This is a genomic window from Shinella sp. SUS2, assembly GCF_001262505.1.
Lineage (GTDB): Bacteria > Pseudomonadota > Alphaproteobacteria > Rhizobiales > Rhizobiaceae > Shinella.
Map to the genome: position 1 here is coordinate 208,260 of NZ_KQ410723.1, position 13,001 is coordinate 221,260.

The 13,001-nt window shown below is 64.1% G+C and carries 13 protein-coding genes; 1 reads left to right on the forward strand and 12 read right to left on the reverse strand.

The window, feature by feature from the left end:
* Positions 1 to 7 precede the first annotated feature (7 nt).
* From ybeY to trpS, 10 genes are all read right to left on the reverse strand, one after another.
* A complete protein-coding gene (ybeY, locus tag AKG11_RS00965) occupies positions 8 to 517 on the reverse strand; it encodes an rRNA maturation RNase YbeY (protein ID WP_024270227.1) in 510 nt (169 codons plus the stop codon).
* Positions 518 to 534: 17 nt separating this feature from the next.
* Positions 535 to 1,587, reverse strand: coding sequence for a PhoH family protein (locus tag AKG11_RS00970; RefSeq protein WP_023515888.1), 1,053 nt, complete (start codon positions 1,585 to 1,587; stop codon positions 535 to 537).
* A gap of 27 nt (positions 1,588 to 1,614) precedes the next feature.
* Complete coding sequence (gene miaB / locus AKG11_RS00975) at positions 1,615 to 3,015, reverse strand: tRNA (N6-isopentenyl adenosine(37)-C2)-methylthiotransferase MiaB (RefSeq protein ID WP_050742638.1); 1,401 nt, start codon at positions 3,013 to 3,015, stop codon at positions 1,615 to 1,617.
* Between the two features lie 56 nt (positions 3,016 to 3,071).
* Positions 3,072 to 3,803 carry a lyso-ornithine lipid O-acyltransferase gene (locus tag AKG11_RS00980; RefSeq protein WP_371260031.1) on the reverse strand — a complete coding sequence of 244 codons (732 nt, stop codon included), beginning with the start codon at positions 3,801 to 3,803 and terminating at the stop codon, positions 3,072 to 3,074.
* Positions 3,804 to 3,899: 96 nt separating this feature from the next.
* On the reverse strand, positions 3,900 to 4,325 hold the full coding sequence (locus AKG11_RS00985; RefSeq protein ID WP_023515885.1) for a Fur family transcriptional regulator: 426 nt from the start codon (positions 4,323 to 4,325) through the stop codon (positions 3,900 to 3,902).
* A gap of 39 nt (positions 4,326 to 4,364) precedes the next feature.
* The gene (locus AKG11_RS00990) at positions 4,365 to 4,859 is read right to left on the reverse strand and encodes a GNAT family N-acetyltransferase (protein WP_023515884.1); all 495 of its coding nucleotides are present in this window, start codon (positions 4,857 to 4,859) and stop codon (positions 4,365 to 4,367) included.
* A 4-nt stretch (positions 4,860 to 4,863) separates the two neighbouring features.
* The gene (gene tsaB, locus AKG11_RS00995) at positions 4,864 to 5,511 is read right to left on the reverse strand and encodes a tRNA (adenosine(37)-N6)-threonylcarbamoyltransferase complex dimerization subunit type 1 TsaB (protein WP_050742640.1); all 648 of its coding nucleotides are present in this window, start codon (positions 5,509 to 5,511) and stop codon (positions 4,864 to 4,866) included.
* Positions 5,512 to 5,541: 30 nt separating this feature from the next.
* The gene (locus AKG11_RS01000; protein ID WP_023515882.1) at positions 5,542 to 6,111 is read right to left on the reverse strand and encodes a NifU family protein; all 570 of its coding nucleotides are present in this window, start codon (positions 6,109 to 6,111) and stop codon (positions 5,542 to 5,544) included.
* Positions 6,112 to 6,210: 99 nt separating this feature from the next.
* Positions 6,211 to 6,702 carry a universal stress protein gene (locus AKG11_RS01005; protein WP_050742641.1) on the reverse strand — a complete coding sequence of 164 codons (492 nt, stop codon included), beginning with the start codon at positions 6,700 to 6,702 and terminating at the stop codon, positions 6,211 to 6,213.
* Between the two features lie 36 nt (positions 6,703 to 6,738).
* Positions 6,739 to 7,806 (reverse strand): tryptophan--tRNA ligase, encoded by a 1,068-nt coding sequence (gene trpS / locus AKG11_RS01010; RefSeq protein ID WP_050742815.1) that lies wholly within the window; start codon positions 7,804 to 7,806, stop codon positions 6,739 to 6,741.
* 278 nt (positions 7,807 to 8,084) lie between these two features.
* Here trpS and AKG11_RS01015 point away from each other — a divergent pair, with 278 nt between their 5' ends.
* Positions 8,085 to 8,558 (forward strand): YcbK family protein, encoded by a 474-nt coding sequence (locus AKG11_RS01015; protein ID WP_050742642.1) that lies wholly within the window; start codon positions 8,085 to 8,087, stop codon positions 8,556 to 8,558.
* Positions 8,559 to 8,563: 5 nt separating this feature from the next.
* Here AKG11_RS01015 and murJ read toward each other — a convergent pair whose 3' ends face one another.
* Both murJ and AKG11_RS01025 read right to left on the reverse strand, forming a co-directional pair.
* A complete protein-coding gene (murJ, locus tag AKG11_RS01020; RefSeq protein ID WP_023513841.1) occupies positions 8,564 to 10,156 on the reverse strand; it encodes a murein biosynthesis integral membrane protein MurJ in 1,593 nt (530 codons plus the stop codon).
* Entirely contained in the window at positions 10,153 to 12,996 is a 2,844-nt protein-coding gene (locus AKG11_RS01025; RefSeq protein ID WP_023513842.1) for a [protein-PII] uridylyltransferase, read from the reverse strand. The genes murJ and AKG11_RS01025 overlap by 4 nt, the downstream gene beginning before the upstream one ends.
* Positions 12,997 to 13,001: the final 5 nt, after the last annotated feature.

The window sequence follows — 13,001 nt, forward strand, 5'->3', positions numbered from 1 at the left end:
GTCCAAACTATTCATCGGGGTCATCCCCGTAGGGGTCAGATAGGCCAAGCTCGGCAAGAATGCGAGTCTCCAGCCCCTCCATTTTTTCCGCTTCTTCATCGTCCATATGATCATAGCCGAAGAGATGCAGAAATCCATGCACCATCAGATGCGTGAGATGATCGTCGAAGGACTTGCCGAGATCGGCCGCCTCGCGGGTCAGGGTTTCCTCGGCGAAGATGATGTCGCCGAGCATCGGGCCCGGCACTTTTCCAGGCGTCAGCGGAAAGGCCGGGAAGGACAGGACATTGGTCGGCTTGTCCTGGCTGCGCCATTCCGCATTGATGCCGCGGATGGCTTCGTCGTTGGTGAAAACGAGCGAGACTTCCGGTGCGCCGGTCTTCGGGAAGGGTTGTTTTTCCTCCCGCCGAAGGAATTTTGCGGCCGCACCAAGGACCCGCCCGCTGATGTCGAGCAAGCGTTCTTCGGAGGGCCATGCGCCCTCTTCGATGGAAATCTGGATGTCGAGTTCGCTCATGAGGATCGAGGACCTCCTCAGCGGTCCAGCTGCTCGCTTTCGTCCTGCACTGCCGTCTGGGCTTCATAGGCCCGCACGATGCGGGCGACCATCGGGTGGCGGACCACGTCGACATCCTTGAAGCGCACGACCGACACGCCCTCGACGCCCTTGAGGATCTGCAGGGCTTCGACGAGGCCGGATTTGACGCCGCGCGGCAGGTCGACCTGGCTCGGATCACCCGTGACGATCATGCGGCCGTTTTCGCCGAGACGCGTCAGGAACATCTTCATCTGCATCGAAGTCGTGTTCTGCGCCTCGTCGAGGATGACGGCGGCATTGGCGAGCGTACGGCCGCGCATGAAGGCGAGCGGCGCGATTTCGATGACGCCGGCCGTGATGGCGCGTTCGACCTTGTCGCCCGGCATCATGTCATAGAGCGCGTCATAGAGCGGGCGCAGATAGGGATCGACCTTCTCCTTCATGTCGCCCGGCAGGAAGCCTAGGCGCTCGCCGGCCTCGACGGCCGGACGCGACAGGATGATGCGGTCGACCGCGCCGCGCTCCAGAAGCTGGGCGGCATAGGCGACGGCGAGATAGGTCTTGCCCGTGCCGGCCGGGCCGACACCGAAGACGAGCTCGGAGCGCTCCAGCGCGCGGATATAGGTATCCTGCGTCGGCGTGCGGGCGGCGATGGTCTTCTTGCGGGTGGAGATCTGCGACATGGTGAGTTTGGCCTTGCGCTCCATTGTCGGCAGCGAAAGCTGGTCGTCCGCGGCGATCGCCATGCGGATCGCGCCTTCCACGTCGGAAAGCTCGATCGAGCCGCCCTTCTGGAGACGATCATAGAGATAATCCAGCGCCCGGCGGGCCTGGTTTGTGGCCACCACATCGCCGGAGATGGAAACGGAATTGCCCCGCGCCCGCGCATCGATGTTGAGGCGCTGCTCCAGGAGCTTCAGGTTCTGGTCGAACTGACCGAAGAGCTCGCTCGCGTATCGATTGTTCTCGAAGGTCAGCACGAACTGGTTGGCGTCGGTCTGGCTTTTCGACTGGCGCGGCGATGACGTCGTCAATTCGTGTCCGTTCAAGCGGTCAGGCTCCTTGCGATCCGCCCGTCAACCGATCGCTTCCGCGAAAAGGCTGTTGGGCCCGGTATCGGTGATTCGTACCCGGATAATGTCACCGATTTCCGACAGTTTTGCATCAACATTCACAGGCTGCAGCCAGGGCGAGCGGCCGACGAGCTGGCCGGGCATGCGGCCGGGCTTCTCCAGGAGCAGGTCGATCTCCTTGCCGACACAGCCGCGGGCGAATTCGCGCTGCTGTTGAAACAGCAAAGCCTGCAATCTTTCAAGGCGTTCCGACTTCACGTCTTCTGCGACATGGCCATCCATGTCAGCGCCGGGCGTGCCGGGGCGGATGGAATACTTGAACGAAAATGCCTGTGCATAACCGACCGCCTCGATGAGGCGCATCGTGTCCTCGAAGTCCTGATCGGCCTCGCCGGGGAAGCCGACGATGAAGTCGCCGGAAATCGCCAGCTCCGGCTGGACGGCGCGAATGCGCTCGATAAGGGCGATATACTCGGCCGCAGTGTGGCGCCGGTTCATCGCCTTCAGGATGCGGTCGGAGCCGGACTGGACGGGCAGATGCAGGTAAGGCATCAGCGCCGGCAGGTCGCGGTGGGCCTCGATCAGACGATCGTCCATGTCACGCGGATGGCTGGTCGTATACCGCAGGCGCGCAAGGCCCTTGATCTCGGCCAGCCGGTAAAGCAGGTCGCCAAGGCCCCATTCGCCACCATCCGGGCCGAGGCCGTGCCAGGCATTGACGTTCTGGCCGAGCAGCGTGATCTCCCGCACGCCCCCTTCGACGAGACGCTCGGCCTCCGAGACGATCTGCGAAACCGGACGGGAGACTTCCGAACCACGCGTATAGGGCACCACGCAGAAGGTACAGAACTTGTCGCAGCCTTCCTGCACCGTCAGAAAGGCTGTGACGCCACGGGCGCGGGTCCTTGCCTTTTCCGGCGCAGGAAGGTGCTCGAACTTGTCCTCGATGGCATAGTCCGTCTCGACGACGCGTTCGCCACCCTTGGCGCGGCGCAGCGCCTCCGGCAGGCGATGGTAGGTCTGCGGTCCGATCACCAGGTCCACCGCCGGCGCGCGGCGCAGGATTTCCTTGCCTTCGGCCTGGGCGACACAGCCGGTGACGCCAATCACCATTTCGCGGCCGTCCTTGGCGCGCGCCTTCTTCATCTCGCGCAGGCGCCCGAGTTCGGAATAGACCTTTTCCGCCGCCTTCTCGCGGATGTGACAGGTGTTGAGAAGGACGAGATCGGCCTCTTCCAGCACGTCCGTCGCCTGGTAGCCGTCCTTTGACAGCGCATCCGTCATGCGGTCGCTGTCATAGACGTTCATCTGACAGCCATAGGTCTTCACGAAGACCTTGCGGGTGTTCGGGCGCACGCTCGGCGTGGCGCTGGCTTCGGGCGGGAGGACGGATTGTTCGCTCATGGCCGCTTCCATAGTGGAAAAGCCCCGGAAAATGAAGCCCCGTTGCGCCCGCCGGTCTACCGCCCGCGCAGGCGCGCGCCCAGCATGGCGCGAATACGCGCCTCGACCGTGCGACTCACCTCTTTGCGATTGCTGCTGCGGGAATAGTCAACCCGCTCGCCGAAATCGACATCCACATCCACCGCCCCTTCCCGCGCAATGCCGAGGAGATGCGGCAGAAGCTCGATATCGCCCGGCCAGGCGGCAAGCGGGCGGTGGAAGCGGCCCATGGCCATGCCGTGCACGCCGGTATAGGCGATCGAGACCGGCTGGATGAACACGACACCCTCAGGCGCATGAGGCACGGCGGACGCGGCAGCGCCGAAGAGCGACGTCTTGATCTCCAGCAGGCGGTTGCCGTCCGACGTGGTTCCTTCCGGGAAAAGCACGACGATCTCGCCATCCGCCATGCGCCGCGCGATCTCGTCCACCTGGTCGCCGGTCTTCTGGCGCTGCTCGCGCTCGACGAAGATCGTTGCCTGGAGACGGGCGAGAATGCCGAAGACCGGCCAGCCGCGCACCTCGGATTTGGCGATGTAGACCACGTCGGCCACCGAGCCGAGCACCATGATGTCCTTCCAGGAGACATGGTTGGAGGCAAGCAGCAAGGGCCGCTTCGTTTCCAGCGTGCCATGCACCCGCACCCTGAGGCCGAGCCCCCAGCAAGCGACGCGATGCCAGAGGCGCGGCACGCGACGGCGGATCTTCAGATTGAAGCGCAGGCCGACAAGCTGGATGGGCAGCAGGATGACTGTCGCCGCGACGAGAACAAGAAAAGCGAAGGCAAGACGCAGCCAGACGATCAAGAGATCACCGGCCGAGGGTCAAGGGAAACGGGATCCGCCTCACTCGCCCTCCTTGAGCGGAATGCCATAGAGCTCGAGGCGGTGATCGACCAGCTTGAAGCCGTGTTCGCGGGCGATACGCTCCTGCAAGGCTTCGATCTCCGGCGAGTGGAACTCGATGACTTCGCCGCTCTTCAGGTCGATGAGATGGTCGTGATGCTCGTCCGGCACGGTCTCATAGCGCGAACGCCCGTCGCGGAAATCGTGGCGCTCGATAATGCCGGCGTCCTCGAAGAGCTTGACCGTGCGATAGACGGTGGAGATGGAAATGCGCGCATCGACCGCCGACGAACGGCGATAAAGCTCTTCCACATCCGGGTGATCGGCCGAAGCCTCGAGCACGCGCGCGATCACGCGGCGCTGCTCGGTCATGCGCATGCCGCGCTCGACACAAAGCTCTTCCAGCGATTTCTCGACATCCGACATGCGATCCTGCCCTCTTTCGTTCGGCCCCCCGATAGGGGACTAGCGAAGATCGCGCCGCAAGACAAGCGCCGTGGATCTGTGACCATCGGCAGCGACATAATAGGCCTTGCGCTCGCCAACCTTGGCAAAGCCGAGCTTGGCATAGAGCCCGCGGGCCGCGACATTGCCTTCGTCGACCTCCAGAAAAATGTCTTCGGCACCGCGCATCTTCGCCTCGCGCAGGGCCGCCTGCATCAGCCGCCAGCCAAGGCCCGCACGGGAAAACCGCCCGTCGACGCCGATCGTCAGGATCTCCGCCTCCCCCGCCGCGGCACGGGCCAGCACGAAGCCGCCGGCCATGCGGCCGAGCGCACCTTCCTTCAGCGCCAGGAAACCATAGACCGGCTCCTGTAGCAGCAGCGAGTGGAATTCGCCGTCGTTCCAAGGCTGGGGAAAACGTGCGCGATGCAGCGCTGCAGCAATGCTGGCATCAGCGGTTTCCAAGGGGAAGATGTCAAAGGCCGGCTTGCGGGTGAAGTAATCGCTCAAGGACATGCCGTCATGCCCTCTTGATCGCGAAACCCGCCTGCGGCTTGGCATCGGGACCGCGCAGATAGAGCGGCTTCGGAGGGTGATCCGCAGGGTCAAGGCCGGCACCGAGACGGGCGACAGTGGCGATGGCGACACTGTCGCTGCCCGGCTGCGCACCGTCACGCAGCAGCGATGACGCCGAGCCGGCGATCAGACCGTCATGGCCTGCCGCAAGCGTGCGCGCCTCTTCGAGAGCGGCGATTGTCGGTGATGACAGCGCGGTACCATCGGCGGCAAAACGCTGCCAGTAGACCTCGCTCCGTTTGGCATCCATCGCAATAAGCAGTGGAGAGGCGGCCCGATGGTCGGCCGCAAGCGCCGACAGGGTGGAAACACCGACGGCGGGGACGCCGAGCGCCAGCGCAAGGCCGCGCGCCGCCGCCACGCCGACACGGATGCCGGTAAAGGAGCCGGGGCCGATGGCGACCGCGATCCGACCAATATCCTTGAAGGTGAGGCCGGCGGCATCAAACGCCGCGTCGACGAATTCCATCAGCCGCTCGGCGTGGCCGCGGCCGATATCGGCGCCAGCGGCGCCGAGGATCCGGTCTTCATCAGGGTCATAGAGCGCCGCATGGCAACCCGTACCCGCCGTGTCGATCGCAAGGACGATCATGACGGGCACCGGCGCGTTGCGGGGCAGGCCTTACATGACGGCTTCAACTTCCTGCACTTCCGGTACGAAATGACGAAGAAGGTTCTGCACGCCGTGCTTCAGCGTCGCCGTCGAGGACGGGCAACCCGAGCAGGCCCCCTTCATGTTGAGATAGACGACGCCGTCACGGAACCCCTTGAAGGTGATGTCGCCGCCGTCCTGGGCCACGGCCGGGCGCACGCGGCTGTCGAGCAGCTCCTTGATGGTGGCGACGATCGTTTCGTCGCCGTCGTCGAAGAATTCGTCCTCGTCGCCTTCATTGCCGCCGAGCGCGCCGCTTGCCATGACCGGCTGGCCGGACATGAAGTGTTCCATGATATTACCGAGGATCGCCGGCTTCATGTGCTGCCAGTCGGCGTTGTCCTTGGTGACGGTGATGAAGTCATAGCCGAGGAACACGCTCTTGACGCCGGGAACGGCAAACAGGCGGGCGGCCAGCGGCGAGGCGGCGCGTGCTTCCGTCTCGTCGCGGAATTCGGCGGTGCCGGTTTCCAGCACCACCTTGCCCGGCAGGAATTTCAGGGTCGCCGGGTTCGGTGTCGCTTCGGTCTGGATGAACATCTTTCTCTCCGTGCGGCCGGGCGCTCGCCGATCGGCCAGAATATTTAGAATTATTCAAAAGAAGATAGGCGTTTCCGTACCGCTCTTCAAGGCTGGAGATCAGCTCAGCGCGTCCAGCTCCTCGTCCGAAAGCGAATCCGGAATGACCGTCACCGGAATCGGGAAAGCCTGGCCGCGGCTGGCGAGCGAGGAGACCAGCGGCCCCGGCCCTTCCTTGGCGGAGCCGGCGGCGAGCACGAGGATGGCAACATCCCTGTCTTCCTCGATCAGCCCGTTGATCTGCTCGCTGGCAACACCTTCCCGGATCACTGTTTCCGACTCGATGCCGACCGATTCGCGCAGGGCCTGTGCCGCCTTGGCCAGCACGGATTCGGCCTCTTCGCGCGCTTCGGCCCGCATGATCTCCTCGACGCCCAGCCATTGCTGGAAATCACCGTTGGCGATGACATAGAGCAGAACGACGCCGCCGTTGGAGTTCTTCGCCCGCATTCCCGCATAGTGGACGGCGCGCTGGCATTCCGGCGTGTCGTCGATGACCGCCAGGAATTTCCGGCGGTGGCCTTCAAGGCGGGAAAGTCGTCGAGAAACCATACGGCCCCCTTCTCTCAAGGACGTTTCGAGGCGACCTTACTGCACAAAACCGATGATGTCGCGAACTTCCTTCATGGTTTTTTCGGCCCGCGCCCGCGCTCTTTCGCCACCGTCACGCAGGATGCCGTCGATATGGCTGGTATCGTCCATCAGGCGGCGCATTTCGTCCGTGATGGGCGAGAGAACATTGACCGCGAGGTCGATAAGCGCCGGCTTGAAGACAGAAAACTGCTGGCCGCCGAACTCGGTGAGAATCTCCGCCTTGGACTTGTCGGAGAGCGCGGCATAGATGCCGACGAGGTTCTCCGCTTCCGGGCGGCCCTTCAGGCCCTCGGCTTCACTCGGCAAGGCATCCGGATCGGTCTTGGCCTTGCGGATCTTCTTGGAGATCGTGTCGGCATCATCCGTGAGGTTGATGCGCGAGAGATCGGATGCATCCGACTTCGACATCTTCTTGGTGCCGTCGCGCAGGCTCATGACGCGCGGTGCCGGGCCGCCGATCAGCGGCTCGACCATCGGGAAATAGGCATGCACGGGCTCCTCGCCGACGACGATATCGACACCGGTACCGGCCTTGCGGATATGGCTGCCGAAATCGATGTTGAACTTCTGCGCGATATCGCGGGTCAGCTCCAGGTGCTGCTTCTGATCGTCGCCGACCGGCACATGGGTGGCACGGTAGACGAGAATGTCGGCGGCCATCAGACTCGGATAGGCGAGCAGCCCGAGCGAGACCTGTTCGGCATTCTTGCCACCCGTCTTGTCCTTGAACTGGGTCATGCGCTCCATCCAGCCGATGCGCGCCACGCAATTGAAGATCCAGGCCAGCTCGGCGTGCTGCGGCACGGCCGACTGGTTGAAGACGATGTGCTTCTTCGGGTCGATGCCGGAGGCGATGAAGGCCGCGGCAATCGAGCGGATCTGGCCGCGCATATCCTCATGCACGAGCTGCGCGGTGATCGCGTGCAGGTCGACCACGCAATAGATGCAGTCGTTGTCTTCCTGCAGGGCGACGAACTTGCGGATCGCGCCGAGATAGTTGCCGAGATGGAGGTTTCCTGTCGGCTGCACGCCGGAGAAGACGAGGGGCTTGAATGCGCTCATGGCGATATCCTTCAGGCGGGTGGAAGGCCTGGTTCCGTTGGTGAAGCAATTCCGGGAAACGGCGAAGCGGCTTTCCGGCCGGAACTGCATAAAAAAATACGCGCCGCTTATGCACGGCAGAGCGACCGCGATCAAGACCGCCCCTGCGCGGCCGGGGAAACGGCCCATCAGAGGCTCCTCATAAATGACACTTTCCGGGCCTTCTCTCCCCGCGGGGATCAGGGACACAGGTTTTGACAAGCCGCGTTTCGACGCAAAGGCGCAAACCGGAGTGTGCCATGCTAAAAAGCTGTTCGACCCTGCTTGCCTGCATGATGGCGCTGACTTCGCTCTTCGCGAGCGAAGCCACGGCAAGTGGCAAGCACAAACATGCCGCAAGAACCGAGAGGGGCGCGGCGAAGATCTACACCGTCCAGACGCCGCGTGTGCGGCACCGATGTTTCCCCGGCAAGCTGCGGGGCATCCTGTCCCACATCGCCCGGCAGGTCGGTCGAAGACCGCTCGTCACGTCCGGCCATCGCTCTGCCGGCCGCAGGGGATCACTGCATCGCAAATGCCTCGCCGCCGATATCCGCGTGCCGGGCGTAGCGGTGAAGCGGATCGTCGCGGCCGCAAGATCCGCGCCGGCCATCGGCGGCATCGGCACCTACTGCAACGGGATCGTGCATGTCGATGTCGGGCCGAGACGCAGCTGGCACTATTGTCGCGGGTTGGCACGCCTTGCCAGGCGTGCCCGGTTCGCGACACGCTGAGGCGTCTATTCCGCGCTTTCCTCGCTCTGCGTCGCCTTGGCCTTGCGCTTGAGATTGCGCCGGATCATGCCGAGATCCGCGCCGCCGATGAGGAAGGCAACGGAGAAATAGACCACCATGGCAAGGGCGATCAGCAGTCCGAGCGCCATCAGCTGCTCGTAGAGCGGTGCGGCGGATGAAAGGCGATCAGCGAAATAGAGAGAAGCGTAGTCGAGCACCACGGCCATGACGATGGTCGCGGCAAGCAGGCGCGCGACGCGCCAGAGCAGCGCCTTTTCCAGCGGCCAGTGGCCGCGCCGCACCAGCGTGACGAAGAGAAGCACCGCCGTCAGCCAGCCGGAGACCGCCTCGGCGGTAGCGATGCCGCGCTCGTAGAACAGCGGAAAGAGCGACACAGCCAGGATGCAGTTGACGACCACCGACAGCAGCGTGATGCGCATCGGCGTCTTGGTATCCTCGCGGGCGAAGAAGCCGGGATTGAGCGCCTTGATCATCACGAAACCCGGCAGGCCGAGCCCGTAGATGGCGAGCGTTCCCGCCACGATGGAGGTGGTTTCCGGGCTGAAGGCACCGCGCTCGTAGAGCACGCGCACGATCTCGTCGGAGATGACCCAGATGGCGCCGGCGGCCGGCAGCGTCAGGAAGAGCACGAATTCCAGCGAACGGTTCTGCAGGTTGCCCGCCTCCCGCTCCTGCCCGCCCTTCAGCGCGCGGGCCAGTTCCGGCAGCAGCACGACGCCGACGGCGATGCCGACGACGCCGAGCGGAAGCTGGTAGACGCGGTCGGCATATTGCAAGGCGGCGATGGCACCGTCCTTGGTGGAGGCGATCATCTGGCCGATCAGCTGGTTGATCTGGGTGATGCCGCCCGTCACGGCCGCCGGGAAGGCAAGCCAGAGCAGGCGCTTGACGTTCGGCGTCATGCGCGGCCGGCGAAAGCCGATCTTCATGCCGGCATGGCGCACGCCCGCATAGAGCACGGCCATCTGCAGGAGACCGGCGGCCAGCACGCCCCAGGAGAGATACCAGGCCGTTTCCAGCGGCGAGGCGCCCTGCCAGAGCCCATAGCCAAGCGCGCCAATCAGCACCACGTTGAGGAAGACCGGCGCAACGGCGGCGGCGAAATAGTGATGCAGCGAATTCAGCATGCCCGACAGCATCGCCGTCAGCGACATGCACATGAGATAGGGGAACATGACGACGGCGAGCTTCACCGTCACGTCAAACTTTTCCGCGTCCCCCACGAAGCCCGGCGCGATGATCCAGGCAACGATGAGCGGCATCAGCAGCTCCATCGCAATGGTCAGCATCAGGAGAACGGTAAAGAGGACGCCGAAGACTTCTTCGGAAAAGCGCTTCGCGCCGTCGATGCCGCCGGCCTCGATCTCCTTGGCGAAGAGCGGCACGAAGGCGGCGTTGAAGGCGCCTTCGGCGAAGAGGCGCCGGAAGAGGTTCGGGAAGCGGAAGGCGGCATAGAAGGCGTCGGCCATCGGCCCGGTGCCGAGCGCGGCCGCCATCAGGGTTTCGCGCGCAAAGCCGAGCACGCGGCTGCCCAGCGTCGCGCCGCCCACGGTCGCGAATTTCTTCACCAGACTCATTGTTCCGTCCTGATCCTCTTCGGCGTCGCGGCAACGGGTGCGATCATGCCGGGCGGCATGCGGTCGCGCAGCTCGTCCGCCTCGTCCGCCATGACGGCCTTCAGCCGCGCGGCGATGTTGGCCTGCCGGTTGTCGTTGGTGACCTTCTGGCCGACGAGGTCGGTGACGTAGAAGGTGTCGATGACCTTCTCGCCGAAGGTGGTGATATGGGCCGAGGCGATGTCGAGCGAGAGGTCCGACAGCACCGCCGTCACCTCGGACAGGAGGCCGGGACGGTCAAGGCACTCGATCTCGATAACCGTGAACTTGTTCGACAGCGTGTTGGAGATTGTCACCGCCGGAGAGACGGTGAAAGTCCGGTTGCGCTTGCGGCTCTTCGTGCGGGTGGCGATCACCTCGGGCAGGCGCTTGCGGCCGGAGAGCACATCCTCGATCATCCGGCCGATCGTGCCGGCCCGGCGCATCTCGTCGGCATCGTTCGGGAACTCGCGGTTGACGAGGATCGTGTCGAGCGCCCGGCCATCGGAGGTGGTGAAGATCTGCGCATCGACGATGTTGGCCCCCGCCGCCGCGCAGGCTCCGGCGATCACCGTCAGGAGGCGCGGATGGTCGGGCGAGAGCACGGTAATTTCCGTGATGGCGTGGAAGGAGTGGGTGCGCACCGTCGTCGCCAGTGGCTGCTCCGCCTTGTCCGCCTCGCGGATGAAGGCGGCATGGCGCACCTGATCTTCAAGCGAGACCGTCAGCAGGTAGGGATCGTAGTGCAGGCGCGTATAGGTCTTGCGGTCCTTCTGGCTCCAGTCGGCCGGAAGCGCGCCGGAGAGGATTTCGCGCGCGGCATGGGCGCGTTCCTTGCGCGACAACTCGGAAAAGCCGCCGGAGATCAGGAGTTCGGTCTCGTAATAGAGCGTGCGCAGCAGCTGGCCCTTCCAGCCGTTCCACACGCCCGGGCCGACGGCGCGGATGTCGCAGACCGTCAGCACGAGCAGCATCTTCAGCCGTTCCAGCGATTGCACCTTCTCGGCGAAGTCGACGATGGTCTTGCGGTCGTTGAGGTCGCGGGTCTGCGCGACCATCGACATGGTCAGGTGCTCCTCGATCAGCCAGACGACGAGTTCCGTCTGCTTCGGCGAGAGCCCGAAGCGCGGGCAGAGCTTGCGCGCGACCTTGGCGCCCGCCTCGGAATGGTCCTCCGGCCGGCCCTTGGCGATGTCGTGCAGCAGCACGGCGACATAGAGCGAGATGCGGTCCTCGATGCTGGGCATCAGCTGGTAGCTCAGCGGATGGGCATCCTTCTCGCGCCCCTGGTCGATATCCGCCAGTACGCCGACGGCACGGATCAGGTGCTCGTCGACCGTGTAGTGATGATACATGTTGAACTGCATCATCGCGACGATCTTGCCGAAATCCGGAATGAACCGGCCGAGCACGCCCGCCTCGTTCATGCGGCGCAGGATGAGCGCAGGATCGCGCGGCGAGGTGAGGATAGACAGGAAGAGGCGGTTAGCCTCCTCGTTCTCCCGCAGCGCCGCATTGACGAGCTTCAGCGAGCGCGTGACCTGCTTCAGCGCATCGGGGTGGAACTCCAGCCCGTTGATGTCGGCGATGTGGAAGAGCCGGATCAGGTTGACGGGGTCGCGCTTGAAAACGTCAGGGTCGGCAATGGTGATGCGCCCGCGATCCTCAAGGAAATCCAGCGTGCCGGCGATCTTGCGCGTGCGGCGGGTGAAACGGCTGATGACGGCGGTGATGCCGGGCGCTTCCTTCGCCTGCTGGTCCTCCAGCGTGGCACAGAAGATGCGCGTCAGGTCGCCGACGTCCTTCGCAACCAGGAAATAGTGTTTCATGAAGCGCTCGACCGCCGAAAGGCCGGGATGCGGCTGGTAGCCGAGGCATTCGGCAATTTCGCGCTGGATATCGAAGGAAAGCCGCTCCTCCGCCTTTCCCGTCAGGAAATGCATGTGGCAGCGAACCGCCCAGAGAAAGTCGTCGGCCTTCTGGAAGAGCTTGTATTCCTGGCGCGAGAGGACACCGAGCTTCACCAGCTCGGCGGGGTCGCGGATATGATAGAAATACTTCGCGATCCAGAACAGCGTGTGCAGGTCGCGCAGCCCGCCCTTGCCTTCCTTGACGTTCGGTTCGACGAGGTAGCGCGTATCGCCGGCCTTGCGATGGCGCTCGTCGCGCTCTGCAAGCTTGGCGGCGATGAATTCCGGGCCGGTGCCCCGCACGATCTCGCGGTCGAAACGAACGGCGAGATCTTCGAACAGGGCCACCGAGCCGCAGATGTAGCGCGCCTCGAGGATCGCTGTTCGGATCGTCATGTCACCCTTGGAAAGCTGGATGCATTCCTCCAGGTTGCGCGTCGCATGACCGACCTTGAAACCGAGATCCCAAAGGATGTAGAGCATGAACTCGATGGCGGGCTCGCTCCAGGCGGCCGGTTTTGCGGGCAGCAAAAAGAGCAGGTCGATATCCGAGCCCGGCGCCAGTGTGCCACGGCCGTAGCCGCCGACGGCCGTCACCGTGATACGCGCGGCGGGCGATGCTTGGCCGGCGCTGAAGACGTGGTTCAGCGCAAAATCGTGCAGGACGGCGATCAGCTGGTCCTGCAGCCAGGAAATGCGCGCTGCGCATTGCAGGCCGCTGCCATCGGCAAAGAGCAGTTCGCGCGCCCGTTCGCGGCCGGCAGTGTTCACCTTCTTGAACTCGGCGAGCAACTCGCGGCGCATGCGGTCGCGGTAGTCGGCATTGGTGCTGGCGATGAATTCGCATCTGGCGCGCAGCGCGGGCACATCGATCAGTCCGGAATCGGCCGGCGCCAGGAGCTTCTTTTCCATCGGAT